At 36.0% G+C, this 24531-nt stretch carries 21 protein-coding genes; 15 read left to right on the plus strand and 6 right to left on the minus strand.

Annotated elements, in window-relative coordinates; all coding sequences use genetic code 11:
* Window positions 1-224: 224 nt before the first annotated feature.
* Window positions 225-3470, minus strand: a complete 3246-nt coding sequence (locus BW951_RS02260; RefSeq protein WP_076390293.1) for a cytochrome c biogenesis protein — start codon at window positions 3468-3470, stop codon at window positions 225-227.
* A 416-nt stretch (window positions 3471-3886) separates the two neighbouring features.
* On the opposite strand from BW951_RS02260, the gene BW951_RS02265 reads away from it, so the two are divergent.
* From BW951_RS02265 to BW951_RS02285, 5 genes are all read left to right on the plus strand, one after another.
* Window positions 3887-6460, plus strand: a complete 2574-nt coding sequence (locus BW951_RS02265) for an FtsK/SpoIIIE family DNA translocase (protein WP_076390294.1) — start codon at window positions 3887-3889, stop codon at window positions 6458-6460.
* Between the two features lie 63 nt (window positions 6461-6523).
* Window positions 6524-7171 (plus strand): outer membrane lipoprotein periplasmic chaperone LolA1, encoded by a 648-nt coding sequence (lolA1, locus tag BW951_RS02270; protein ID WP_076390295.1) that lies wholly within the window; start codon window positions 6524-6526, stop codon window positions 7169-7171.
* A gap of 318 nt (window positions 7172-7489) precedes the next feature.
* On the plus strand, window positions 7490-8950 hold the full coding sequence (locus BW951_RS02275; protein WP_076390296.1) for an LptF/LptG family permease: 1461 nt from the start codon (window positions 7490-7492) through the stop codon (window positions 8948-8950).
* Window positions 8951-9080: 130 nt separating this feature from the next.
* Window positions 9081-9869, plus strand: coding sequence for a hypothetical protein (locus BW951_RS02280; RefSeq protein WP_076390297.1), 789 nt, complete (start codon window positions 9081-9083; stop codon window positions 9867-9869).
* Window positions 9870-10179: 310 nt separating this feature from the next.
* Window positions 10180-10818 carry a hypothetical protein gene (locus BW951_RS02285; RefSeq protein ID WP_076390298.1) on the plus strand — a complete coding sequence of 213 codons (639 nt, stop codon included), beginning with the start codon at window positions 10180-10182 and terminating at the stop codon, window positions 10816-10818.
* A 64-nt stretch (window positions 10819-10882) separates the two neighbouring features.
* Here BW951_RS02285 and frr read toward each other — a convergent pair whose 3' ends face one another.
* Complete coding sequence (gene frr / locus BW951_RS02290) at window positions 10883-11437, minus strand: ribosome recycling factor (protein WP_076390299.1); 555 nt, start codon at window positions 11435-11437, stop codon at window positions 10883-10885.
* 105 nt (window positions 11438-11542) lie between these two features.
* On the minus strand, window positions 11543-12250 hold the full coding sequence (gene pyrH / locus BW951_RS02295) for a UMP kinase (protein ID WP_040999212.1): 708 nt from the start codon (window positions 12248-12250) through the stop codon (window positions 11543-11545).
* A 381-nt stretch (window positions 12251-12631) separates the two neighbouring features.
* On the opposite strand from pyrH, the gene porQ reads away from it, so the two are divergent.
* From porQ to BW951_RS02320, 5 genes are all read left to right on the plus strand, one after another.
* Window positions 12632-13624: a type IX secretion system protein PorQ gene (porQ, locus tag BW951_RS02300; protein ID WP_076390300.1), complete on the plus strand. Its 993-nt coding sequence runs from the start codon at window positions 12632-12634 to the stop codon at window positions 13622-13624.
* 97 nt (window positions 13625-13721) lie between these two features.
* On the plus strand, window positions 13722-14396 hold the full coding sequence (gene cmk / locus BW951_RS02305; protein WP_076390301.1) for a (d)CMP kinase: 675 nt from the start codon (window positions 13722-13724) through the stop codon (window positions 14394-14396).
* 95 nt (window positions 14397-14491) lie between these two features.
* Entirely contained in the window at window positions 14492-14836 is a 345-nt protein-coding gene (locus BW951_RS02310) for a YtxH domain-containing protein (RefSeq protein WP_076390302.1), read from the plus strand.
* 84 nt (window positions 14837-14920) lie between these two features.
* Window positions 14921-15229: a phage holin family protein gene (locus BW951_RS02315; protein WP_076390303.1), complete on the plus strand. Its 309-nt coding sequence runs from the start codon at window positions 14921-14923 to the stop codon at window positions 15227-15229.
* 3 nt (window positions 15230-15232) lie between these two features.
* Window positions 15233-15730 carry a phosphoribosyl-ATP pyrophosphatase gene (locus tag BW951_RS02320; RefSeq protein WP_076390304.1) on the plus strand — a complete coding sequence of 166 codons (498 nt, stop codon included), beginning with the start codon at window positions 15233-15235 and terminating at the stop codon, window positions 15728-15730.
* A gap of 130 nt (window positions 15731-15860) precedes the next feature.
* On the opposite strand, the gene BW951_RS02325 is transcribed toward BW951_RS02320, so the two are convergent.
* Entirely contained in the window at window positions 15861-16592 is a 732-nt protein-coding gene (locus BW951_RS02325; protein ID WP_076390305.1) for a TrmH family RNA methyltransferase, read from the minus strand.
* On the opposite strand from BW951_RS02325, the gene tamL reads away from it, so the two are divergent.
* Window positions 16578-19175, plus strand: coding sequence for a translocation and assembly module lipoprotein TamL (tamL, locus tag BW951_RS02330; protein ID WP_076390306.1), 2598 nt, complete (start codon window positions 16578-16580; stop codon window positions 19173-19175). The two genes, BW951_RS02325 and tamL, sit on opposite strands and share 15 nt — an antisense overlap.
* 41 nt (window positions 19176-19216) lie before the next feature.
* Here tamL and BW951_RS02335 read toward each other — a convergent pair whose 3' ends face one another.
* Both BW951_RS02335 and BW951_RS02340 read right to left on the minus strand, forming a co-directional pair.
* Window positions 19217-19834 (minus strand): SanA/YdcF family protein, encoded by a 618-nt coding sequence (locus tag BW951_RS02335; protein ID WP_084196340.1) that lies wholly within the window; start codon window positions 19832-19834, stop codon window positions 19217-19219.
* The gene (locus BW951_RS02340) at window positions 19831-20955 is read right to left on the minus strand and encodes a ferredoxin--NADP reductase (RefSeq protein WP_076390307.1); all 1125 of its coding nucleotides are present in this window, start codon (window positions 20953-20955) and stop codon (window positions 19831-19833) included. Before BW951_RS02340 ends, BW951_RS02335 begins: the two co-directional genes overlap by 4 nt.
* Before the next feature lie 33 nt (window positions 20956-20988).
* On the opposite strand from BW951_RS02340, the gene BW951_RS02345 reads away from it, so the two are divergent.
* The 4 genes from BW951_RS02345 to BW951_RS02365 all read left to right on the plus strand — a co-directional run bounded on the left by BW951_RS02345 (window position 20989) and on the right by BW951_RS02365 (window position 24511).
* Window positions 20989-21543, plus strand: a complete 555-nt coding sequence (locus tag BW951_RS02345) for a TlpA family protein disulfide reductase (RefSeq protein WP_076390308.1) — start codon at window positions 20989-20991, stop codon at window positions 21541-21543.
* Between the two features lie 12 nt (window positions 21544-21555).
* Window positions 21556-22527 carry an iron ABC transporter permease gene (locus BW951_RS02350; RefSeq protein ID WP_076390309.1) on the plus strand — a complete coding sequence of 324 codons (972 nt, stop codon included), beginning with the start codon at window positions 21556-21558 and terminating at the stop codon, window positions 22525-22527.
* 446 nt (window positions 22528-22973) lie between these two features.
* Window positions 22974-23897, plus strand: coding sequence for an ABC transporter ATP-binding protein (locus tag BW951_RS02360; protein ID WP_076390311.1), 924 nt, complete (start codon window positions 22974-22976; stop codon window positions 23895-23897).
* A 164-nt stretch (window positions 23898-24061) separates the two neighbouring features.
* Window positions 24062-24511, plus strand: a complete 450-nt coding sequence (locus BW951_RS02365; RefSeq protein ID WP_076390553.1) for a MarR family winged helix-turn-helix transcriptional regulator — start codon at window positions 24062-24064, stop codon at window positions 24509-24511.
* Window positions 24512-24531 lie beyond the last annotated feature (20 nt).

Raw genomic sequence — 24531 nt, forward strand, 5'->3', positions numbered from 1 at the left:
GTTAAATTCTAAGCACAAAAAATCCCTGAAAAATTAATTTCAGGGATCGTATGTATGATATTTTATTGATTATCCGTTATTAGTAATACTGCTTTTAAACGCAAAGGATCGCTAAGATTCTTTTTATATACTAACTGTTTTTAAGTTCGCAAAGGCGTTTCACTCAGCTAAGAACTCAAAGGGTTTTTAATTATGCCAAATTATGGAGAATCATTATCTTAAATTTATTTTTTATTTAAAATTCTGAACTTGTAATAAGATGCGGCTGATAAAAGTGCCATTGTTGCAAGTCCGATGTAAACCCAAGCCGGAACCGGAACCGGATCTCCCGCTGCGTAAGAGTGAAGCCCGCTCAGGTAATAATTTACTCCGAAATACGTCATAACCATCGAGCAGAATGCAAACATCGTCGCAACGTGAAATGCCCATCTGCTTCTTAATCCCGGAACCAGTCTCATGTGAAGAACAAATGCATATACCATAATAGAAATGAATGCCCATGTTTCCTTCGGATCCCAGCTCCAGTATCTTCCCCAGGATTCGTTTGCCCAGATTCCTCCTAAGAAGTTTCCTACGGTTAATGCAAACAGACCTATGGTTAAAGACATTTCAGAAACGATTACCAGTTCTTTCAGCGTTGTATCGTGATGCAATTTATACGTTTCTTTATTGGAAATGATATAAAATACCAGACTGATTACTGCAATGATCATCGACAGTGCAAAGAACCCATAACTTGAAGTTATAATTGCAACGTGAACAATCAGCCAATACGATTTTAATACCGGAACCAAAGGTGTAATCTGCGGATCAAGAGCAGAACCTCCATGCGCAAATCCCATCATAATTACAGCTACCATAAATCCGGCTGCAGGAATTAATGCGTTGGAATTTCTGTAGAGTAATAAACCTGCTGTAATTCCTACCCAAGAAATGAAAATAATGGCTTCATACCCATTACTCCACGGAGCGTGACCGGAAATATACCATCTTGCCACCAAACCAAGGAAATGGAAAAGATATCCTACAATACCTAAAACAATGATAACTTTAATTGCTTTATTTAAAACTTTTTTAGGCTTAAATAATTCAACAAAACCTAAGATTAATAGCAATCCTCCGATTAATGTGTAGAAGATTAACAATTTGAAGTTGATGTTCACTTTATTCATGAACACCTCAAGATCAACTTTGGATTTCGCAGGAACAACAGCTTTCCCCCATTTTTGCTGATATTCTGAAAGCTTCGCCAGTTGCGCATCTGCTTTTGCCCAATTTCCTGATTGCTGAGCCTGCAAAACTTCCGCAAAATAAGGCCCCATAACCTGCTGAGATTCCATATCCGGTTCCATTTTCTGATCTAGCCATGAATGCCATGTGTGATTGGCGTCGTTCTTTACCGGAACAATTCTCATGAACTGACCGCTGAAAAATTCGTTGAAGATCTGAACTCTTTCGTTTACCGCAATCACTTCTTTATCATAATTGGTCTGTTCAGCCGGTTTTTTACGGAACGCAGTGTTGTAATCACTTTCAAGGATATATCTTAAATTTCCGTTGGCATCCGCAGGAAAAAGATTCATTAAAGAAGTGTATCCGTCTTCGTCTGCTTTGGTTTTATTTTTCAGTTCATCTCCGCCTTTTGTTCCTACTTTAATCATCGGAACCATTGTCCAGCTTGGCGTATCGATATTCACCGACAAAAACCATTGGTTTGCCGTTAGAGATTTTCCGTCTGTTCCTTTAAACTCGTCTTTTTTATAAAGCTTTCTTAAAACATCCAAAGCTTCGGTATTGATCGGAACGATTCTTCCTTCAAAATTCTGTACTAAAAGATATCCGAATTTATCAGCATGTTCTGCGCTGATTTTATTTCTGGCAATAATTTCATCGGCAGAAACCACTTTCATTTTTGTAAACGGCTGCGCTCCCTGTGGTTTTAATGTTTCTGAACCTTGAGCGTGACTGTGATTATCTCCTTCCACATGGATGTGTTCCCTGCTTCCGTCGGTTGTGCCATGTGTCTCAATTTTCTGGGCATTTAAGCCGAAACTCAACAATAATAAAATTACTGCTGCTGCTTTCTTTTTGTTAACGTCTTTCAGCATTTTGTTTAATTTCCAGAAGTGGGTTCCTTTCCAGAAGAACATAAAGAACATTCCCCCGAATAAGAATGTATACCCGATATAGGAAATCAAAGTTCCCCAATAATCGTGGTTTACGGAAAGAACGGTTCCCATTCTGTCCGGATCGAAGCTCGACTGGAAGAAACGGTATCCTTTATGGTTCAGAACGTGGTTCATATAGATTTTAAAAGGAGTCTGTTTTCCTTCATCAATAATTTTAATGTGGCTTTCGTACGCACTCGGAGAAGAACTTCCCGGATAAGTTTCCATGATGAAATCATCCAGTTTAAGCGAGAAAGGCGTATTGTAAATTTTAGGTCCGAAACCGATCATAATGTTCAGTCCGTCCATTGTTACCTGTTTGTAAGCATTCGGATTTCCTTTTTCAACAGAAAGATCTACCATTTGCTTTGTTTTAGGCCCCTGAAGTTCTACCGTTAACATATCCGGAACATTCTGATCTTTCTTTCTGTCGCCTTCAATCGCCATCAGTTTTCCTTTTTTAAGACCTTCCGGAACTACTAATTTTAATTCGTTGATGGAATATAAACTTCTTAAAGCCAAAGGCTGGAATTCATCTTTCACCGTTGTTCCGGTTGCCTGAGTTGCCATCGTCATGTAACTTGCATCCACAGGAGTTTTGATGAACAGTTTTCCGCCTTCGTTTTTAAATTCAACCGCTCCTTCAATAGCTCTGTTGAACGTTACCAAAGTTCCGTTGATTGATTTTGTTTCGCCCGGCTTGATGAAAATATTCTGTCTTCCGGTTTGTCCTGTGGAAACCAAATGAAGATATTCTGCTCCATTCGGATCAGCCAGAAGACTGTCTTTTTTTCGCTGAACATATTCTTTGGCAACTACTTTTACTTTTTTGTCATGGAATTCATAGGTTGCTTCCAGATCCTTGTGCAAAGGAGACATTAAGTAAGGAATATCTTTATAATCAAGAACATCGCCTTTCTCTTCAATCTGTACTTTAAGGAAGTTTTTATCCGTTACAATTTCGTTAGACGTTTCTCCTTCGCGAATGTGCATAGTCCCTTCGAAACTGATGTACCTTGTGATTGCACCACCGATGAAGATGAGTATAAAAGCAAGGTGAAACACCAGAACCGGCCATTTTTCTCTCTTCCAAAGTCTATATCTTCCGATATTTCCGATGAAGTTGAGAATGAGCAGGAACATGATAAGTTCGAACCATTTCGCTTCGTAAATTAACGCTTTTGCTGTAGGAGTACCGTAGTCGTTTTCCAAGAACGTTGCATAAGCCATCGCAAATGCATACACCAGTAACAATACAGCCATTGTCCTGGTCGAGATAAGAATATCTTGCAGCTTCTTCATGATTTATATACTTGACATGCAAAAATAAGGATGATAAACCATAAAGACTCCAAAAAAAACTGTCATTTATCAGTTGAGACTGCTTTTAATCTTATTTTTATTGATTCTTAATAAGCAAATTTCCTTTGAGGAAAATTTAAAACGAAAAAAACATCAGAATTGAATTCATAAAAGCTATAAAACTGATTGACAAGCTCTATTTATTCAGAATTTTTAATTTTTATTTGATTCAAATTTTCAAAACAGTAAAAAATGATCGAATATTTTTTCCCAGTTCATTTTATTTTAAATATTTTTAATCATCAAAACCAAATCAATCTAAAAATTCTTTTGAAATAAAGGAAAATTAGTTACTTTTTTAAGCTTATGAGCATCCGTTTAATGTAGGAAAAACATTAAATTTGCCAATTGACATTATGAATAAAAACACACAAAACAAACCGACTGAATCGCCTGATAAGGGCAAATTTTTATCTAAGCCAAGAGTATTCTTCGGGCTTACTTTCATTCTTTTTTCTGTAGTGCTTACTTTTTCGTTCGTTTCTTACCTGATGAACTGGAAGGCAGATCAGAGTCAGGCAGGAACGATGCTCGATAAAAGTATAAAATCTTCCAATCTTTTCGGAAAACTGGGCGACTGGCTCGGAAATATTTTTATTTTCGAAAGTATCGGAGTGGCTTCATTCATCATTGCCTTTTTATTTCTGGTTTTCGGAACCGTTATCCTGAAAAAGAAAATGTTCAAACCTTGGAAAACGGTAGGTCATTCCCTGTTTTTCATTTGCTGGCTTCCGATCCTTTTTGGAGCGATTACTAAAGGACAGGGTGTTTTAAGCGGAGTTTACGGATATCAGATCATGGAGTCTCTGAATACGATTATTGGTTCTTATGGTCTCTGGCTGGTTTTAATTGCAAGTATTGCTTTGTATTTTATTTTAGAGTTTAATCTTCGTCCGAGTTCTATCAAGTCTAAATTAAATGATATCAACGAAAATACCATCGGAAAAGTAAGATCGATGATGCCGAGTTCTGATGAAAATTTTGAAGCGGATGAAGAACTGATTGAGGAAATTGAAACGACAGAACAGGAAGAAGAACAACCTAAAATAAAAGTAACGGAGGTTGCAGAAAAACCAACTCCCAAAATGGCGGAGCCTGAACGTGTAAAAGTTCCGAAAGGTTTTCCTGAAGTTCCGGTTTCCAGCAATTTGGATCCGATTATAACGCCGAATAAAACGTCTTTTGATGAGGAACCTAAAAATGATTTTTCAAACTCCATCAATTTAAATCTTGACTCCAGACCTAAAGTTCCTACTACAAGTCCGGAACAGGCTTTTGATATGACGCCTTCTATTCCGGTAAGCACAGTTACTGCGGCTGCGCCTCAGGAAAATATTAAATTTAATGTAGAAGTAGCTCCGGTTATCGATATTCTGGATGATGCCGATAAAAAATCTCAGGAACTGGTAGACAAACACGGATTGTACGATCACAAGCTTGATCTTGCCAAATTCCAGATGCCGCCTGTTGAATTGCTGAAAGATTACGGAAACGAAGAAATTTCGATCAACAAAGACGAACTGGAAGAAAACAAAAATAAAATTGTCGGATTGCTGAAAAACTTTAACGTAGGAATTGCCGAAATTAAAGCGACGATAGGACCGACTGTAACCTTATATGAAATTGTACCGGAAGCGGGAATCCGTGTAGCTGCGATCAAAAAACTGCAGGATGATATCGCCCTGAATCTTTCTGCTTTGGGAATCCGTATTATTGCACCGATGCCCGGAAAAGGAACCATCGGAATTGAAGTTCCGAGGAAAAATCCGACGATGGTTTCTATGCGTTCAGTGATTGCTTCGCAAAAATTCCAGAATACGGATATGGATCTTCCCGTTGTTTTCGGTAAAACCATTTCGAATGAAATTTTCATGGCAGATCTATCCAAAATGCCTCACTTACTGATGGCAGGAGCAACAGGACAGGGTAAATCGGTCGGAATTAATGCAATTCTCACTTCTCTTCTGTATAAAAAACATCCGAGTGAACTGAAATTTGTAATGGTGGATCCTAAAAAAGTGGAACTTTCATTATATTCAAAAATTGAAAGACATTATCTTGCGAAACTTCCGGATGCAGAGGAAGCCATCATCACCGATACGAATAAAGTAATCAACACTCTGAATTCTCTCTGTATCGAAATGGATACGAGATATGATTTGCTTAAAAATGCATTCTGCAAAAATTTAAAGGAATACAATAAAAAATTCACAGAAAGAAAACTGAATCCGGAAAACGGTCACCGTTACTTACCTTACATTGTTTTGGTGGTGGACGAATTTGCAGATTTAATTATGACTGCCGGAAAAGAAGTTGAATTACCGATTGCCAGATTGGCTCAGTTGGCAAGAGCGGTGGGAATCCACTTAATTGTTGCAACACAAAGACCTTCCGTAAATGTAATTACAGGTATGATTAAAGCGAATTTCCCTGCAAGAGCAGCGTTCAGGGTAATTTCCAGTGTAGATTCCAGAACGATTCTGGATTCTCCGGGAGCAGATCAGCTTATTGGGAAAGGAGATATGCTTTATTTTAACGGAAATGAAATTTTAAGGCTTCAGTGTGCTTTTGTAGATACTCCTGAAGTGGAAAGACTTGCAGAATTTATCGGAGAACAAAAAGGGTATGCTTCCGCATTTATCCTTCCGGAATATGTTTCTGAAGATTCTACCAGTACAGTGGGAGCTTTTGATCCGAATGAAAAAGATGCTTTATTCGAAGATGCTGCGAGAATTATTGTTTCTACTCAGCAAGGTTCTACTTCCATGCTTCAGAGACAACTGAAACTGGGATATAACAGAGCGGGAAGAATTATGGATCAACTGGAAGCCAGCGGAATTGTCGGCGGATTTAACGGGGCAAAAGCAAGAGAGGTCCTCATCAGTGACCTTCATTCTTTGGAACAGTTTTTGGAAGATCTGCGCAGTTAAAGAGAAATTTCAGTTTAACTTTTAACATTAAAGAAAGTCTAAAGATTAAAGAATTTAATAAAAATGAAAAATATTATTTCAAAAGTTATAGTAAGCAGTTTGGCAGTTGGAGCGTTCGGATTTACGAATGCACAGAAGATTGATGCAAAGGCAAAAAAAATCCTTGATGATATTACAGCTAATTATAACTCTAAGAAAAATTCGTACTTCAAATTTTCGTTCGGAAGCGGAACCAACGGAAAAGTAGATAAATCGGAACCCGGAATTTATTATGCTGCGGGAGATAAATACAAACTGAAGATCATGGAAACGGAGCAGATCTTCGACGGAAGTAAAATCTATAACATCAATACAGAAGATATGGAAGTTACGGTAGCGAAACCTAACGGAAGCAGCTCCATGTTCTCCCCTATCAACTATCTTTCTACCTACAGAAAAGATTATAATGTAACGTACGGAGGAAAGAAAAATGTAGATGGCGTAAATGCGGATTTCATTAAATTAACTCCGGTAAAATCCAACGGAATAAAATACGTTTATCTTTTTGTAGATTCTGCTAAAAAACAGATGGTAAAACTGGAACAGCACGGAAACAATAAAGACCTTGCCGTAATTGCGATTAAAGAATACAAGGAAAACCAGACTTTGGATCCGGGAATGTTTACATTTGATAAAAACAAATACAAAAATTACCTGATCACAGAACTTTAAAAATAATCAGCAGATAAGCGGATACGCCGATTTGCTTTTAATTAAACTTGTCTAAACTTTTTTACCGCAAAAGATGCAAAAGATTATAATACTTTAGTTATTAAGTTTAATACTTAAATGTAAAAAGAGCACATAAGTTAAAAAAATCAAAGATTTTTCTCTTTGCAGACTTTTGAAATACTTTAAATAAACTCAACAAAGTCTTTTGTCTCTTTTGCGGTTACATTTAAAATTAGTTTAAACAAACTTATTATAAAAATTTCATAAAATATAAGAGCTGCAAAGAAAACTTTGTGGCTTTTTGTTTAATTTTGGCGAATGTTAAAAATACTAGACCGATATATTATAAAAACCTTCTTCGGACCGTTTTTCTTTATATTCAGCGTATTGTTTTTCATCTTTATTGTGAACATTATCTGGATTCAGCTGGGTCAGTTTATGGGAAAAGGACTGAGCTACTGGCAAATCATGAAACTTCTTTTTTACCTCGGGGTAAGTGTAATCAGTATGGTTTTACCGCTCACGATTCTTCTGGCGAGCATTATGTCTTTTGGAGAATTCGGGGAACGGTATGAACTTGCCGCCATGAAAGCCGCCGGAATTTCGCTTACAAGAGTGATGATGCCGCTTTTGGGAGTAACCATTGTGCTTTCCATTATGCTGTATTTTTTCTCCAACAATATCATTCCGGATTTTCAGAGGAAGGCGAAAAATATGCTTTTTAATATTGCGCAGACCAAACCTGCCCTGAATTTTACACCGGGACAGTTTATCGATCAGATTCCCGGAAACATGGTGAAATTCGATAAAATTTATGGTAAAAATGATGAAAATATACAAGGTGTTTTTGTTCATAAAAAAGCAAGCTCTTACGAAAATCAGCAGACCGTAATTGCACAGAAAGGTGTTTTTGCTCCGGCAGAAAACACAAACTATTTGAAGCTTAAATTGTTTAACGGATTTGTTTACGAAGATAATTTTGCCGGAAAAGGAGAAAACATCCGTTTGAAACAGCCCGATCAGGTGATTAAATTTGATACATTAACGCTTCACTTCGACGTAAGTGAGATTATTAACAAAGCCATTGAAGAAGAAAAAATTACAGACGATTACCGTTTCCAGACGTTCCATGAGCTGAATACGACAATCGATAAAACGAAAAAAGACAATCAGAAATTCTTCACCAATGTAAGCAGCGATGTTTTGGGACAGACCAATTCTGTGGTAAGTTATATGGACACCAAACAGAACAGCGCAAAGGCAAAACCGAAGCAGATTATTAAGCTTGATACGGTGAAAGGGGATAAAAAACTGGAGATCATCAATAATGCTTATAACCGTCTTGATAACCTGAAAAGTACGCTTGAAGGAAAAAATAACGAGATTGATCCCGGCGTAAAATATTACAGCAAAGTAGTGATTTATCAGCAAAGAATCGTGACGTATTCTTTCACCTGCATCATTTTCTTTCTGATCGGTGCGAGTTTGGGTTCCATTATCCGAAAAGGAGGAATGGGACTTCCTGTAGTGATTGCAATTGTTATTTTCATTATTTTCTACGTGATTAATGTAGGCTTTGAAAATATGGCGTGGTCCGGAAAGATCAATCCTTATCTTGCAGCATGGGTTCCGAATCTGGTATTGTTTCCTTTCGGAGTATGGATGACGTACAAAGCTCTTACGGATTCTCAACTGTTTGATGCCGAGAAATACAAAGCGGCTTTCAAGCCTGTTATCAAACTTTTTGTAAAGAATCAAGAACACAAAAGGTATCAATAATAAGCTGTACCCTATACAATATAAAAGATCCGGAATTTCTCCGGATTTTTTTGTGGTATGTTAAAAAATGAATTTCAATTTCATTTCAGCTATAAAAAATTATCTTTGTCAAAAATTATAACAGTTTTATATGAGAAAATTATTATTGATTGGCTTATTCAGTATCGTTTCTTTCAATGCGTATGCGCAGGAAGACAATACGGAATACGAAATGAGAATCGGGGAAAAGCCGGGATACATTATTGATAAAAGCGGGAAAAAGATCGAAGGTATTGTAAGACTTGCCGGAGACGAAATGAATCCGTGGACAAATCAGAAAAAAGTGAAATTCATTGCAACTTCGGACGTTGACAATTCAAAGAAAAAGCAAAAATTCAAAACGTATGATGTTGATGATCTTAAAGGTTATATGGCGATCGACAACAATACGGAAAGAGTTTTTGAGACGATAAAATACACCAATACAAAAGAAGCGTACAACACCCAGAACGGAGGTTTAAGTGGTGGTTTAAAAGCTTTCAACAACCTTACAAAAAGCAATCAGTTTGCAGAAGTTGTTGCAGACGGAAAAATTAAAGTGTATAAGGTATACGGTTTCCCGACTACTTTCTCAGCAGGCGGACAAATCGCTGTTGCAGACGAGGAAAACAAAAGAATGAGAGAAAATCCGGCGTATGTTTATTCCAAAAAAGGCGGAAAACCGGAAGAGCTTAATGTTGCAAAAGCAAAGATCATTACTGCAGACTGCCCTGTTGTAAAAGCTAAAGTAACAAAAGGAGAATACGGTTCTTTGAAAAATGATACCAAAAAGAGATCGGGTTTAGGAAAATTCATCCGAAATGAAATCGATAATGCGATGGCAGATAATCTTTCTATCGTGAATGAAGTGATCTACGATTATAACGAAAATTGTAAATAATCAATTTAAAATATTTTTTACGGCAGTTTCAGTTTGGAGCTGCTTTTTTATTTTAGTTTTTTATTAATGGAAATATTCTTGTCAAAGTACAAAAAAGCAAGATTTTTATTAATCTCAAATCTTTAAGGCGCAAGAAAATTAAAGATTTTCAATAAGGATGATGCTTAATTTTATTTTAGATAAAATCTTAGCGCTTTAAAACAGGACAGTATTTAATGAATATTTTCCACCTTTGCGATGGTTACAGTGATTAAGTCTAAATAAGTTTTGCGCATGTTTTTTGCAGTACGATTTATCTAAATCATCTTTTATGAAAATACTTCTTTTCAGTTTAGGTTTTCTTGCTGTGGTTTCCTGTAAAAAAGAAAATGCCAAAAACTTTCAAAATAATTCAATGACTGATAATGTAACGATAAATAAATCTTCGGAAAAACCAAATGATTCAATTCAATCTATTGAAGATATTAAAAAAGAATATGCAATTGTAAACAAGCTTTTGTCTGCGAAACAAATGGACTCAACGAAATTCACGTATAACTGCAACGAAAAAGAAGGTGAAGTTGTTTTGTATTATGAGAACAAAGCTCTCAGAATGGTTAAAGATTCTTATGCAGAACACAGTCATTTTTCTTCATCCACAAAATATTATGTAAAAAACAACAGCGTATTTTTCATTTTTAAAGAAGAAACGGTATGGAATTTTGATGAAGGCGGAACGCCCGAAAAACCCGAAACTAAAGATGATATCAATGAAAAAAGAATCTATGTTTTAAATGATAAAGCCATTCAGTGCCTCGAAAAAAATTACACGATTCGCTCAAAAGGAAATAATAAAAATCCAGATTTAGTTCCCAATAAAGAAACAAAATGCAACATTTCCGATCTCATAAAAAACTATAATTTAATCCTTAAAAATAAAGACAAAAAAGGAGAAATCAATTGTCTGTAATGCATACAAAAACCAAAAGCGGCTTCAAAATGAAACCGCTTTTTATATTTTCAGGAGCCGAAAATTATACTTTCATAATTTCAGCTTCTTTTACTTTAAGATGCTCGTCGCAAGCTTTTACATATTTGTCGGTAAGCGTCTGAATATCTGCTTCAACACCTTTAATGATGTCTTCAGAAACTCCTTCCAGTCTTTTAAGCTCTTTCAGACCGTTCTGTCTTGCGTTTCTTACGACTACTTTCGTATCTTCTGCTTCAGACTTAGCCTGTTTTGCCAGTTCACGTCTTCTTTCCTCCGTTAAAGGCGGTACATTAAGGATAATGTTGATCCCGTTATTAGAAGGTGCAAAACCTAAATTTGAATTGATGATTGCTTTTTCAATATCATTAATGGCTTTTGCGTCCCAAGGTTGAATAGAAATCGTCATTGCATCGGGAATAGAAACATTGGCAACCTGATTAATTGGAGTTAATGCTCCGTAATATTCCACCATCACATCCTGAACCATTGTTGTAGACGCACGTCCCGCTCTGATTCTCTGAAATGCATGATCCAGGTGCTTAATAGCTGCTTCCATGTCCTGCTGTACAGACTCTACTATAAGATCTAATTCTTCCATTATTATAATAAAATTTGATAAGTTACACATATGTTAATGATAAGTAATAAATAATTGGTAATGAGTAATCTTTAAAACTTTAAACTCAAAACCCTGAACTTACTATTACAAATCAACTAAAGTACCAACATTTTCGCCATCAACAATTTTTTCCAGATTTCCGTCTTTGTTCATATCAAAAACAATAATCGGCAGTTTGTTTTCGTGGCTTAAAGTAAATGCCGTCATATCCATTACCTTTAGATTCTTCGCATAAACTTCGTCGAAAGATAGTGAATTATATTTTACCGCATCTGCATTTTTTTCAGGATCGCTGTCGTAGATTCCGTCTACTCTTGTTCCTTTCAAAATAACATCTGCGCCTATTTCGATGGCTCTTAACGTTGCGGCAGTATCTGTTGTGAAATACGGGTTTCCGGTTCCGGCTCCAAAGATCACTACTCTGCCCTTTTCAAGATGTCTTACTGCTCTTCTTTTGATGAATGGTTCTGCTACTTTATCCATTTCGATGGCAGACTGCAGTCTTGTTTTAATTCCCGCATCTTCCAGAGCACCCTGCAAAGCCATCCCGTTGATTACCGTTGCAAGCATTCCCATATAATCTCCCTGTACTCTGTCCATTCCTTTTGCAGCACCTGCTACTCCGCGGAAAATATTTCCTCCTCCGATTACAATGGCAACTTCACAGCCTTTTTCTACTACTTTTTTAATCTCTGCGGCATATTCCTGTAGCCTTTCATTATCAATACCATATTGTCTGTTTCCCATTAAGGCTTCACCACTCAGTTTCAGAAGGATTCTTTTATATTTCATTGTATGTAAATAACTTTTTTTCGTTAGATATATCTGTCTAAAATTTGACTTTGCAAATATAATCATTAATAAGGTTGATTTTTCATTATACATTATAAATTTTAAAAGTGATGTTTTATGGGATCAACAAAGCATTTTTCCTTATAAATAATGCCCCTGCATTTTATAATTTGAGTGAATACATGGCTGTTTAATTAAATTACAAAACATGAAGATTCAAAATACTAATCTTACGCTAAAAGATTAAGCTCAATAAAAATGGCATAGAACTTAAAATAAAACCATGATTTTCACAAAACTTAAATATTTAAATATAAATAATATGAGAAATATTTTGAAAAGTACGAAAAAGGATTATTTTTGCATTACTAATAAACTGAGTTGAAGAAAATTGTCATTTTTTCATTATTTCTGTCAGGAATTGTTTCTTATGCACAAACAGGAACAAACGTTTATCCATTCTTAAATATCCCTGTTTCAGCGAGACAGGCAGCTTTGGGAGGAGATGCAATTTCTGTGAGAGATCGTGATGTTTCCTTTGCTATTGCAAACCCCTCACTACTGAATAAAGATTCCGACAACCAACTGTCTGTAAACGCAACTGCCTATCTTGCAGATTCCAAATACGGAACGATTGCCTATGCAAAAGACTTTGATAACGGTCACATGGCGACCATCAATGCAAGATACATGAGCTACGGAGATATTCCGCGAACAGACGACAGCGGTTTCGAGAACGGAACTTTCAAAGCCTCGGATGTTGCCATCGGAGCAGGATATGCCTATCAGTTTGAAGAAGACTGGACGATCGGAGGTGGATTGAATTTCATTACTTCGAAAATTGATACCTATACTTCTTCCGCCATTTCAGGAAACGCAGGAATTACGTACCACAACAAAAAAAATAAGGAAACAGCATCTGTTGTTTTCAGAAATTTCGGATATCAGTTCAATTCCTTCAACGGAACAAGGGAAAACCTTCCGTTTCGTGTAGATTTGGGATATACAAGAATTTTAAAAGTAATTCCTTTGGCGGTTACCATTACAGCACACGATTTACAGGAATTTAATATTTCTTCCCAGTACAATGTAAACGGGCAGGAAGTAAATACAGGCAGAAAGATTGCTGACCATTTTTCTATCGGAGCAGAACTGTTTCCGGAAAAAGGCTTCAACATCAGATTGGGGTATAACGTAAAAAGAGGAAATGAATTAGCCGTTGCAGACCAGAGAAATTTCTCAGGACTTTCTGCCGGATTCGGGATTAAAATCTCCAGATTCCGTGTAGATTACGCACATGTAAGATATCATAATTCTTCGAATGTCAATCAGATAGGAGTTTCTATTGACCTTACAAGCCATGCAGGATACTAATCGTTAATAATTTTTCAAAACGAAATAAATATCAGAAACCTCAAGAAAATCGCTTGAGGTTTCTTGATTTTTAAGAAAAAATCTTGAAATTTGCAGTATGAAAAAACCTGTAATAGCTATCGACGGGTACTCGTCTACCGGAAAAAGTTCAATTTCTAAAGTCATTGCTGCAAAGCTGGGACTTATTCATCTGGATACAGGTGCGCTTTACAGAGGAGTAACATGGTTTGCTCTTCAGAATTGTTTAAATGACAGCGGAACCATTGATCTTGAGAAATTATTTTCTTCGTTTGATCAGATCGGGCTTGAATTTAAAAATCTTGATGGAGAACTGGTTCTTTTCCTCAATCATATTGATATTTCCAAAGCAATACGTACGAATGAAGTCTCGGAGAATGTAAGTTTTGTTGCCAAACAGAAAGAAGTAAGAGATTTTCTGCTTCAGTCTCAGCGCAATTTGGCAGAAAAAGGCGGCATTATTATGGACGGACGTGACATCGGGACAGTAGTTCTGCCAAATGCGGAATATAAATTTTTTCTTACCGCAAGTATTGATGAAAGAACCAGAAGACGTTATCAGGAACTGATTTCTTTAGGAATTGAAGCAGATGAACAGCAGGTGAAAGAAAACCTTATAGAACGCGACAGAATAGACAGCGAACGCGAAATCGCCCCGTTAAAACAGGCTGAAGATGCCATTGTTATTGATAATACCAACATTTCTAAGAAAGAAACTATTGATGAGATTTTATCTCACATCCAAAAGATTTAACATTTTTTAATAGATGTCTTTCTCCTTTGGTATGTTAATTGTACACTTCATCATAAGTAAAAAGCTAATATTATTAACTATTAAAAAAAACGAAAATGTCTAAAAAAAACAATACAGCGGGTATTTTGGCAGGACTTCTTGCAGGTGCTGCAGCAGGTGTTATCTTAGGAATGCTTTATGCTCCTGAAGAAGGTAAAGAAACAAGAAAGAAAATTAAAACAAAAGCGAACGATCTTAAAGATCAGGCTAAAAATAAATACGGAGAAGTTTCTGAAAAAGTAAAAGACCAGTATGGTAACATCTCTTCTACTTTTAAAGAAACAGCAAACAGTGTTGCAAACACCGTAAAAGACGGATATGATAAATACAAAGATCAGATCGTTTCTAAAACTGCAGACGTAGTAAAAAATGTAGAATCTGAACTAAATGATCTAAAATAATAATATAGTTTATTTTTTTAGGTAAATTATGAGAAGGAACTTTATAAACGAAAGTTCCTTTTTTTGTAACTTTAAAGAAAAACAATGATTGAAACTATTAAAGAATACGCTTCGAAAAGGATCGATCTCCTGAAAATTGAAGCTACCGAAAAATCCTCTCTTTCGGCAGGAATGATCACCTATTTCGTGGTTTTGCTGGTCGCTTTTGGTTTTTTCATCATTCTGTTCAACTTCGGAATTGCCTTTCTTATCGGTAAAGCATTGGGCGACCAGTCTTACGGATTCCTTATTGTAGCCGCATTCTATCTTTTAACCATGATTCTTATCGTGCTGTTTAAAAAGAAAATCGTAAATTATGTGGCAGATCAGGTAATTAAATTTTTAAATCATTAAACTATGAGCAGAAAATATGAAAGCTTAGAGGAACTGAGAAGAAAGAAAAAGCTGCTGAAGCAGGAAATAGACGGTCTGGAAGATCTCCTTACCTTCAAAAATACCAAGGAAAGCCTAAGTGCTTTTACCAATGGCTTAACAGACCAGTACCTTCAGGAAAAAGTAGATGAAGACGGTGATGAAAAAGTAGTTCTGCGAAAAGATGTTATTGCCAGACAGATCACCTCTGAAATTAAAGGTGCCCTGATCAATAAAAATACAGCAATGGGAATAGCCAATTCTGCCTTCAAAGGAGATGCGGCAGATATTATGATAAACCTTGCAGTCACAACATTTGTCGGAAATTATGCCAGAAAAAACTTTAAAAGTTCAAACTGGAAGAATAAATTAATTGGCGCTGCGATGATCTATCTCGCTCCTGTCGCCTTAAGATATGTAAGAAAGAAACTTGAAACGTATCAGAAAAACAAAAGTGTTTCGAGTATGGAACAGCTTATCTAAAGTTTGAGGGTTTTAGAGTTGGAGTGTTCAAGAGTTAATCTCATTACGCTCCCATTCTAAAACCCTTTAATATTTGATTAAATCTCAAGATCTATCTATTGATCTTTTTCACACAAACTCTCCGACTCTCTTACTCACTTCCTCCAAACAATTGTCCTAAAATAATCCCTGCTGCCATTGAAACATTAAGACTTTCTGTAGATTGCGATTTTCCGAATCTTGGGATCATCACACTTTTATGAAGTAGTTTTTCCGTTTCCGGACGCATCCCGTTGCCTTCATTTCCTAAAATTAAATTCATTTTTTCAGGTCTTTCGAAAGTATAGATATTTTCACCATCCATATCGGTTCCGATGTTGATATTTCCTGTTTCGGATAAATATTCAGTCAGGTTTGTATAAACGATATTTACCCTCGTAAAAGATCCCATACTTGCCATAATAACTTTAGGATTATAGAAATCTACGGTATCTTCACTGCAGATAATCTGCTCGATACCGAACCAGTCTGCAAGACGGATCATTGTTCCCAGATTTCCGGGATCCTGAATTCCATCCAAAACCAACTGAAGATTTTTATCCTCTTTTTTTTCTTCAGGATGAAGATAACAGACCGCCACAGAATCTTTTGGATTTTGCAAAAAACTGATTTTTTTCAACTCATTTTCAGAGATATGAGTTACCGGAGCTTCCATACGGTCTAATTTTTGCGGATCCGTAGAAAATATTTCTTTAATTTTAAATCTGGAATCAGGAAGTTCACGAATGATTTTATTACCTTCAACCAAAAACAAATTGTATTTTTGCCTGAACTTCTTTTTATCTAAAGACTGTAAAATTTTTATTGTATGAGCTGTAAGCATTATAAGAATTCTCCTCAAAAGTATTATAAAATTATATCATTTGCAACATTTGTAGGTCTCCTTTATGCTTGTAGTACCACTAAAAAAGTTCCGGACGGCGAATATTTGCTGGTAAAAAACAATTTTCAGTTTGAAGATAAGAAAGAACCCTTCGATGGCGAACTGAAAGATTACGTACAGCAAAAGCCCAATAAAAGACAGCTTCTTTTCATGCCTTTAAGCCTTTGGCTTTACAATGCTGCCAATCCCAAATACGACACGCTTCTTAACGAGTACATGACGTATCCTAATGAACTGAGAAATCAAAAACTGAGAGATTCTCTATTCATTAAATACAACATGAAAAACAGTGTGGGTAAAAGTCTGTTTTTCGACAGGTTATACCACAACTGGGGTTCCGCACCGGTAATTCTCGACCAGACAAAAACTTCAAAAAGTACTGAATCTATCCAAAAAAGAATGACGTATCGCGGCTATTGGAATGCAGAAGTGAAATTTAAGCATGAACTTGATTCCGCTGCAAAAAAAGCTGCCGTTAATTATTTTATTACGCACAATCAGCCTACTTATATTAAGGATTATTATTACAACATATCAGATCTAAATATCAAAAGCCTTTATCAGCAGAAAATCCGTGAAACTCTTATAAAGAAAGGACAAATTCTGGATCAGACCGTTTTGGAGAAAGAAGTTGGAAGGATTAATGATCTCATGCGGGAATATGGTTATTACCGTTTTAACAGCCTTGGCGATGAGGTAGGTTTTGTGGCAGATTCTCTTAAAAGCACAAAACAGGTTCCGCTGGTTCTGGAAATCCGCAAAGATTCTCTTGATAGTCCTTATAAACAGGCAACCATCGGAAATATTGATGTTGCCATCGTAGACGAGGCAAAAGATTTTCCAAATAATACAATAAAAGACAGCTTAAGAGGTATCCGTTTTCATAAAACAGACAACAGCTACGATTCCCGTGCGATCTGGAGAGCCATCATCGTAGGAAACAAACAGGTTTACGATCAGAAAAAGCTCGATCTTACCAAAAGAAATATTCTGGCAATGAACAATTTCAGCATTCTGAAAGCCAGAGATTCTTTAAGAAGAGGCGGCGGTACAAGCCCGAATGACAGCATCGTGGATGTAACATACGTGTTAAAACCGCTTCCGAAATACGACCTGAAAGTGGGAACAGATTTAAACTATTCCGAAGTCCTGAATTTCGGGGTTTCGCCTTCCATCGATCTTACCACGAGAAATATTTTTGGAGGGGCGGAAAACCTTACAACCAGTCTTTCCGGAACTTTCGGGCGAATCGTAAATCCTAAAAATATCGATAACAGGATCTGGGCTTACGAAATCTCGGCGCAGGCTTCATTGAATTTTCCCAGATTGCTTTTGCCTTTCGATTATTACAAATTAATTCCGAAAAGATACAGCCCAACCTCCTCAATTACTCTGGGTGTTTCAGATCAGAGTAACATCGGTTTGGGAAGACTTAACTTTAATACCGGACTGAATTATCTGGCAACGGTAAATGATAAAGTAACGCACAGACTTACCTTATTTAATACGCAACTGAGTTTAACGAAGAACAAAGATGCGTATTATGATTATTTCGTTAACGATAATGCTATCCGTGAAGAGTTTTTCGCAGATTATTTTGCTTACAACTCATCGGTATATCAGGAATTTAAAGCCGGATTACTGACGATTGATCAGGTTTCGCAGCGCATTATTGAAGATACGACCTATCTTCAGGGATTAAATCAGCAGGGAGTTGACCGGTTTGTAGCTTTTGTGGGAACTTTGGTGAATAAAGACCGACAGACTCAGGATGTTTTGATTTCTTCTTTCATTTATAATTTTATTTACAATGAGATAGGGAAAAAAGATTATCCAAATGCTTTTTATTTTAACGGAAAAGTAGAACTGGCAGGAAATATCTTTAGTATTTTTAATCAGAAAAGAAATGACGGAGGTGTTGTTACCAGTCCGGAAAGAACCATTTTCAATATTCCTTATGCGCAGTTTGTGAAATTTGATCTTGATTTTAGAAAATATTTTAAATTCGGAAACAATACTTTAGCGCTTCGCCAGTTTATCGGAGTCGGAATTCCGTACGGAAACTCTTCCAATATGCCCGTCATCCGTTCTTATTTCAACGGTGGACCGAATGACATCAGAGCATGGGTTCCTTTCGGGGGATTAGGTCCTGCCGATTCGCAGGTGGATGAGAGAGTTCGAACGTATATGACTGATAATTTAAAACTGACAACGAACATCGAATTCAGGATGCCTTTTAATGATATGTATGAAGGCGCTCTTTTTACGGACATCGGTAACATCTGGAGTCTTAAAAACTACAACAACGGATATGGAGATGAGTTTAAATTCAACAAATTCATCAGACAGGTTGGTGTAGGAAGCGGTTTCGGATTAAGGGTAAATATTGCCTACATTAAACTGAGACTGGATTTAGCCTATAAAATGTACGAACCCAACAGACCCGAAGGTGAAAGATGGAGACTGAAATACATTCAGCCGTTTAAACCTACTCTGAATATTGCATTCGGATATCCTTTCTAAAAATTTACAGGTGGTATTTCTCATAAATGCCACCTTTTCTTTTAATCCGGCGAGATTCCCAAAGCGAAATACACCACCGCAACCGTTCTTGCAAGGATTTCTCTAAACTGATTTCTATAATAACTTTCAGGTTTTGTAACATCCTGCGCATCAAAACCTAATGCATTCATACTGTTGTTTCTGGCAAATAATAAAGCGCGAAGATTATGAAATCCCTGAGAAACAATAATTACATTGTCTTTTCTATACACATCTTTACAGCGGAGAATACTTTGATAGGTATTAAAGCCTTTCGGATCTTCCATAATAATTTCCTCCGGAACTCCTTCCTGATAAATAAGATAGTTTTTCATGGCAGCAGGCTCATCATATCCTTTGCTTTTTTCACCGCTTACAAGAATTTTCCGGATTTTCCCGTGATGATAAAGCAAGGCTGCCGCATCCATTCTTTTCGTAAAATAAGGATTGGACACGCCGGATCTCATTTTGGGTGAAGTTCCCAAAACCAAAGCTACTTCTCTTGGAGGAATTTTTGAAATTTTGGTATAGGTTCTTCCGTCTGTAAGCGCAAAAACCCACGCATTGGCGAGACATATCAACAGAATTCCCATTTCTATTGATATGAATATCAGGTTAAATATGTTTTTTATTATTCTCAACTAAGGTCAAAGTTAAGCTTTATTTTTTTGCTTTTAGCAATCGACATACAAGCCAAAATATGTCCTCTCTCCTCTTCATTCTCCGTTAAATATTCATTTTCAAGCAATTCCACATCGCCCTCCTCAAGAATACATTCACAGCTTCCGCAAATTCCCGATTTGCAGGAATACGGAACCTGAAATTTCTGTACAAGTAACTGCTGCAAAATTCTTTCCTCGTTGGTCGGAAGTACGGTAGTATATTCTTTTCCAAGTATTTTAAAAGCCAGTTCAACGTTTTCTAATAACGGAAATTCTTTTTCTACAGGATAAATATCGTCATTAAATTCTTCAAAAAGCTCAAAATGAATATTTTTTTTCGGAATCCCGTGATGATAGCATGCATTGGCAAGTGTTTTTATCATTTCTCCTTTTCCGCAGATCAGAACTTCATCCACCGCATCCCAGATTGTAGACTCCTCATCGGTTTCGTCCAGATGAAGGATCTGATTAATGATTAAGCTTAATTTTCTATCATCCAGTCTCCCATGAAAAAAGCTGTTTGTGGTATTCTCCTGAGAAAAAAAATAAAAAATCTGCAATCTGTCGCCGTAGGTTTTTGCTAAACGATCAAGCTCGTCCCTGTACACTAATTCTTCCGAATTCTTATTTCCAAAAAATAAAAACAACCTTGTTCTCGGTTCGTTATGAAGAATATTTTTAAAATGACTTAAAATCGGGGTAATTCCTATTCCTGCCGCAAATCCTACAATGGTTCTGAATTCATGCGGTTTTGAAATTAAGGTAAATCTTCCGTTGGGCTCGCTTACCAGAAGCTCATCTCCTTCATGATAATTTTTAAATAACTGTGAAGTGGCTCCGTCAGGAGAATTAACTTTGATCCCCAACGATATTTTATCTTCATAAGGAGCAGAAGTCATCGAATAATCGTTGATGATTTCCTTACCGTGAGCGTGAAATTGTATGCTGACAAACTGACCGGCATCAAACCTGAAATTTTCTTTCAGATTATCCGGAATCTCGAATTCCAGAGAAAAAGTATTTTTGGTCAGTTCTTCCTTTTTCGCTATTTTTAACCAATGAAACTGTGTAAGTTTCCCTTTATAGATTTGTTGTTTCATAACTTCAACTCAAAAATAGATAAAAAATAATTTATGAAGAAGATAATTTTATCCACGCTTGTTGTTTTTTCACTCGCGAGCTGTAAAAAGGAAAGCCAGAAAAATGAAGAAGGCGTTGCAACAACAGATTCTACTACCGTTTTAAATAAAACAGAAACTGCAAAAGTTGAATTAAAAGAAATTTCTCAACAAAATCTGGTAGAGAATTTATCTAAAAAAAATGATACTCTATATGTTACCAATTTCTTTGCAACCTGGTGTGGACCCTGTATGATGGAAATTCCTCATTTTAAGAAAAAAATAGAAGAACTAAAGGGTAAACCTGTAAAATTTACTTTTGTAGATATTCTTGATAAAGCAGCCTGGAAAGATAAAGTTCCTGCCTTTGCCAAAGAAAATAATCTGGAAAACCATATTGTTTTAGTAGACGAATCTAAATTTGACGATACTTTTTTCGGCAATTTCAAAACGTGGAAAGGAAACGGAATTCCTTTTACCCACTTCAGAAAAGGTGATAAAACAGAAGAAGTTGAAGGATCTATGTCTGAGGAAATGCTCAACGAAAAAATCAATTCTTTATTAAAATAAACTTCAGACTTTATGTCAGACAAGTTTAAAATCCTGTGTTTGGTGCTATTGATTGCCATTGTATTGGCAGCAGTTATTAATCTGAATACAGGATTTTTAAGTTTACATTTTCAGGACTTTTGGGGAGAATCTTCCAACAGCCAGATTGCGGAAATACGCGTGAACCGTGTTTTGGTAATGCTTTTGGCAGGAATTTCGATCCCCACTTCCGGTTTTCTCATGCAGGAATATTTTCAGAATCCTCTCGCCGGACCGGATATCTTAGGAATTACTTCCATTGCCAGTTTATCTGTCGCATTTTACATCTTTTTTTCGCACGATCTTCTCATCCCGGAATTTCTTCAGAACAGTTTTTTAAGCTTTGCAGCCATCGGCGGAAGTCTTTTACTTATGCTGATTCTTCTTTCCATTTCCAAAAAATTTCAGGATAAATCGTACCTCATTATTTTTGGGTTTCTGGTTTCGGCTTTTGCAGGAGCCATTGTTTCTCTGTTGCAGTTTTATGGAGAAGATCAGAGTCTTAAAAACTATATTTTATGGTCTTTCGGAGCGAATAATATGGTTTCAAGAAATCAGATTTATGTTTTATCTGTTTTAATAATAATCGGACTATTTGTTTGCTTTAAAACCATAAAACCATTGATTGGAAATTCTTTGGGAACTTCATACGCACAAAGTCTGGGCGTTAATCTGAATCAGCTTAAACTATTTATTATTGCTGCCTCTTCCCTTCTTTCTGCTTCTATCACCGCTTTTTTAGGTCCTATCTTATTTATCGGAATCATTGTTCCGCATTTCAGCAGACTGATTTATAATCCGGCAAAGCTTTGGCAGCAATGGATTTTAAACATGATGCTGGGAATGTTGATGATGCTTTTTTTCTCCATCATCGCAGAAAAAACACAAATTCCTTTAAATGTAATAAGCTCCGTTTTCGGAATTCCCGTAATTTTACTGATGCTTTTGAAGCAGAATAAAGTGTAAATAGTGAATAAAGTCAATAAGAAAATTGTCAATTTTTAAGGAGCAAATAACAATGCATTATAATTTTTATCTATATTGAATCTAAACTAACTTTGTAGAGATGCTTTGACTCCGTCGAACCTAAAGATTTCAGCATGAAAAACTTATAAATAAAATATGAATATAAGAATAACACAAAAACAATTAATAATTGCGAACATAGTCTTGTTTGCATTAAGTTATTTATTTTTGGAATATTCGAAAATGTTTAGAATGAGTAAGGAAAAGCATTGGATATATTCATCCGGACACAACTGGTGGATAATGATCGCAGTGCCATTAACATTTTTGGGATCATTAATCTTAGGAACTTATAGTTTATGGAAAACTAAAGAACATAAATTTTTATATTTTATTTCCAGCTTAATTCCCCTTATCACATTTATCATTCTTATTTACAATTAAAAATGCACCTACAAATCAAACAAGCAAACATTGGCTATCACAAAACCTTAATTTCAAATGCAACTGCTCATCTGAAATTAGGCGAGGTCTGCCTTTTGATTGGAAATAATGGTGTCGGGAAAACTACTCTTATTAAATCTATTTTGCATCAGATCCCTGTTTTAAGCGGTGAAATTTTCATCAATAACAGGAATGTGAAAAATCTTTCCGTAAAAGAGATTGCAGAACAGATTGCCATTGTTTTCTCCAGTTCGGTAATTCCGCAGAATTATACTGTTGAAGATCTAATTTCGTTGGGGAAATACATTTATTATCCTTTTTATTTTGAGTTGAAAAAAGAAGACAGAGAAGAAGTTGCGCATATTATTGAAGAACTCGATCTTGAGCAGTACAAAAACACGCTGCTTAAAAATCTGTCGGACGGAAATCTTCAGAAAGCATTTATCGGAAGAGCCATTACACAGAACGCTCCCATCATTATTCTGGATGAACCCACGACTCATCTGGATGAGAAAAATAAAATTATCATTCTCAAAACACTCCGGAAATTAGCAAAAGAACAGAATAAATTAATTCTATTTTCATCTCACGACTGGCGTCTTGCCAAGGAATTTGCAGACAAAATCTGGTATGTAAAAGATGCTGATTTGTTTTCCGGAATCGTAGAAGATGTCCTGCTTCAGCATGATGAATTGATCAATCCTTCATTGTTTCAGATCAATGAAAAATTTGTGGCACCAAAAATCATCGCTTCGGACGCTTACAAAGAAATGCTGTACTCTTTGCTTCAAAAAAACTTTCAAAAAGATCTTTCTTCTCTGAAATTTGAGTTTCAGGACAACTTTTGGAACATTAATGACGGTTCACAAAACTTCCAATGCGAATCTTTTGAAGAAATCGTTAATTTAGTGAAAACCATTCATTAATACCGTATTTTTTTTATATAAATCATATACTATGCATGCATAGTATTATGCTTATCATATAATTTAATCTGCTGATCTTCATTTATTTAACAAAATTTAACGCAAATAAATATTATGCATGCATAATATTTACTAAATTTGGGTATAACCATTCGGCAAAAATGATGGATAACAATAAAGAAAAAATAGAAAACGTAGATCTTATTTTAAAACAGACATGGTTAGCTGTTTCTAAAATGTACACCGAATTAGCTCAGGAGCACGATTCGACGGCGGTTCAGGCGCTTACTCTTCTAAAAATTGATCCTAAAGAAGGTACAAGAAGTACAAATCTGGGTCCGAAAATGGCAATTGAACCTACTTCTCTTACAAGAATTATTAAACTTCTGGAAGATAACGGATATATCTATAAGGAAAAAACAACAACTGATAAAAGAGAAGTCATTATAAAACTTACGGATAAAGGTCTGAACTCCAGAAATCTTTCCAAGGAAGTTGTGGTAAATTTCAACAAAAGAGTGATGGAAAAAATCTCTCCTGAAAAGCTTGATACCTTTAAGGAAGTGATGAGCGAAATCATGAAAATTGCAACCGACTTAAACAACAAAAAATAAAATCTGCAAGATGTCATTCT

Origin of the sequence: Chryseobacterium gambrini (assembly GCF_900156825.1) — a bacterium.
Lineage (GTDB): Bacteria > Bacteroidota > Bacteroidia > Flavobacteriales > Weeksellaceae > Chryseobacterium > Chryseobacterium gambrini.

Bases quoted from the DNA above. Each gene is read 5' to 3' on its own strand.
- BW951_RS02260 (WP_076390293.1), bottom strand. From the start codon at position 3,470: ATGAAGAAGCTGCAAGATATTCTTATCTCGACCAGGACAATGGCTGTA.
- BW951_RS02265 (WP_076390294.1), top strand. From the start codon at position 3,887: ATGAATAAAAACACACAAAACAAACCGACTGAATCGCCTGATAAGGGC.
- lolA1 (WP_076390295.1), top strand. From the start codon at position 6,524: ATGAAAAATATTATTTCAAAAGTTATAGTAAGCAGTTTGGCAGTTGGA.
- BW951_RS02275 (WP_076390296.1), top strand. From the start codon at position 7,490: ATGTTAAAAATACTAGACCGATATATTATAAAAACCTTCTTCGGACCG.
- BW951_RS02280 (WP_076390297.1), top strand. From the start codon at position 9,081: ATGAGAAAATTATTATTGATTGGCTTATTCAGTATCGTTTCTTTCAAT.
- BW951_RS02285 (WP_076390298.1), top strand. From the start codon at position 10,180: ATGAAAATACTTCTTTTCAGTTTAGGTTTTCTTGCTGTGGTTTCCTGT.
- frr (WP_076390299.1), bottom strand. From the start codon at position 11,437: ATGGAAGAATTAGATCTTATAGTAGAGTCTGTACAGCAGGACATGGAA.
- pyrH (WP_040999212.1), bottom strand. From the start codon at position 12,250: ATGAAATATAAAAGAATCCTTCTGAAACTGAGTGGTGAAGCCTTAATG.
- cmk (WP_076390301.1), top strand. From the start codon at position 13,722: ATGAAAAAACCTGTAATAGCTATCGACGGGTACTCGTCTACCGGAAAA.
- BW951_RS02310 (WP_076390302.1), top strand. From the start codon at position 14,492: ATGTCTAAAAAAAACAATACAGCGGGTATTTTGGCAGGACTTCTTGCA.
- BW951_RS02315 (WP_076390303.1), top strand. From the start codon at position 14,921: ATGATTGAAACTATTAAAGAATACGCTTCGAAAAGGATCGATCTCCTG.
- BW951_RS02320 (WP_076390304.1), top strand. From the start codon at position 15,233: ATGAGCAGAAAATATGAAAGCTTAGAGGAACTGAGAAGAAAGAAAAAG.
- tamL (WP_076390306.1), top strand. From the start codon at position 16,578: ATGAGCTGTAAGCATTATAAGAATTCTCCTCAAAAGTATTATAAAATT.
- BW951_RS02325 (WP_076390305.1), bottom strand. From the start codon at position 16,592: ATGCTTACAGCTCATACAATAAAAATTTTACAGTCTTTAGATAAAAAG.
- BW951_RS02340 (WP_076390307.1), bottom strand. From the start codon at position 20,955: ATGAAACAACAAATCTATAAAGGGAAACTTACACAGTTTCATTGGTTA.
- BW951_RS02345 (WP_076390308.1), top strand. From the start codon at position 20,989: ATGAAGAAGATAATTTTATCCACGCTTGTTGTTTTTTCACTCGCGAGC.
- BW951_RS02350 (WP_076390309.1), top strand. From the start codon at position 21,556: ATGTCAGACAAGTTTAAAATCCTGTGTTTGGTGCTATTGATTGCCATT.
- BW951_RS02360 (WP_076390311.1), top strand. From the start codon at position 22,974: ATGCACCTACAAATCAAACAAGCAAACATTGGCTATCACAAAACCTTA.
- BW951_RS02365 (WP_076390553.1), top strand. From the start codon at position 24,062: ATGGATAACAATAAAGAAAAAATAGAAAACGTAGATCTTATTTTAAAA.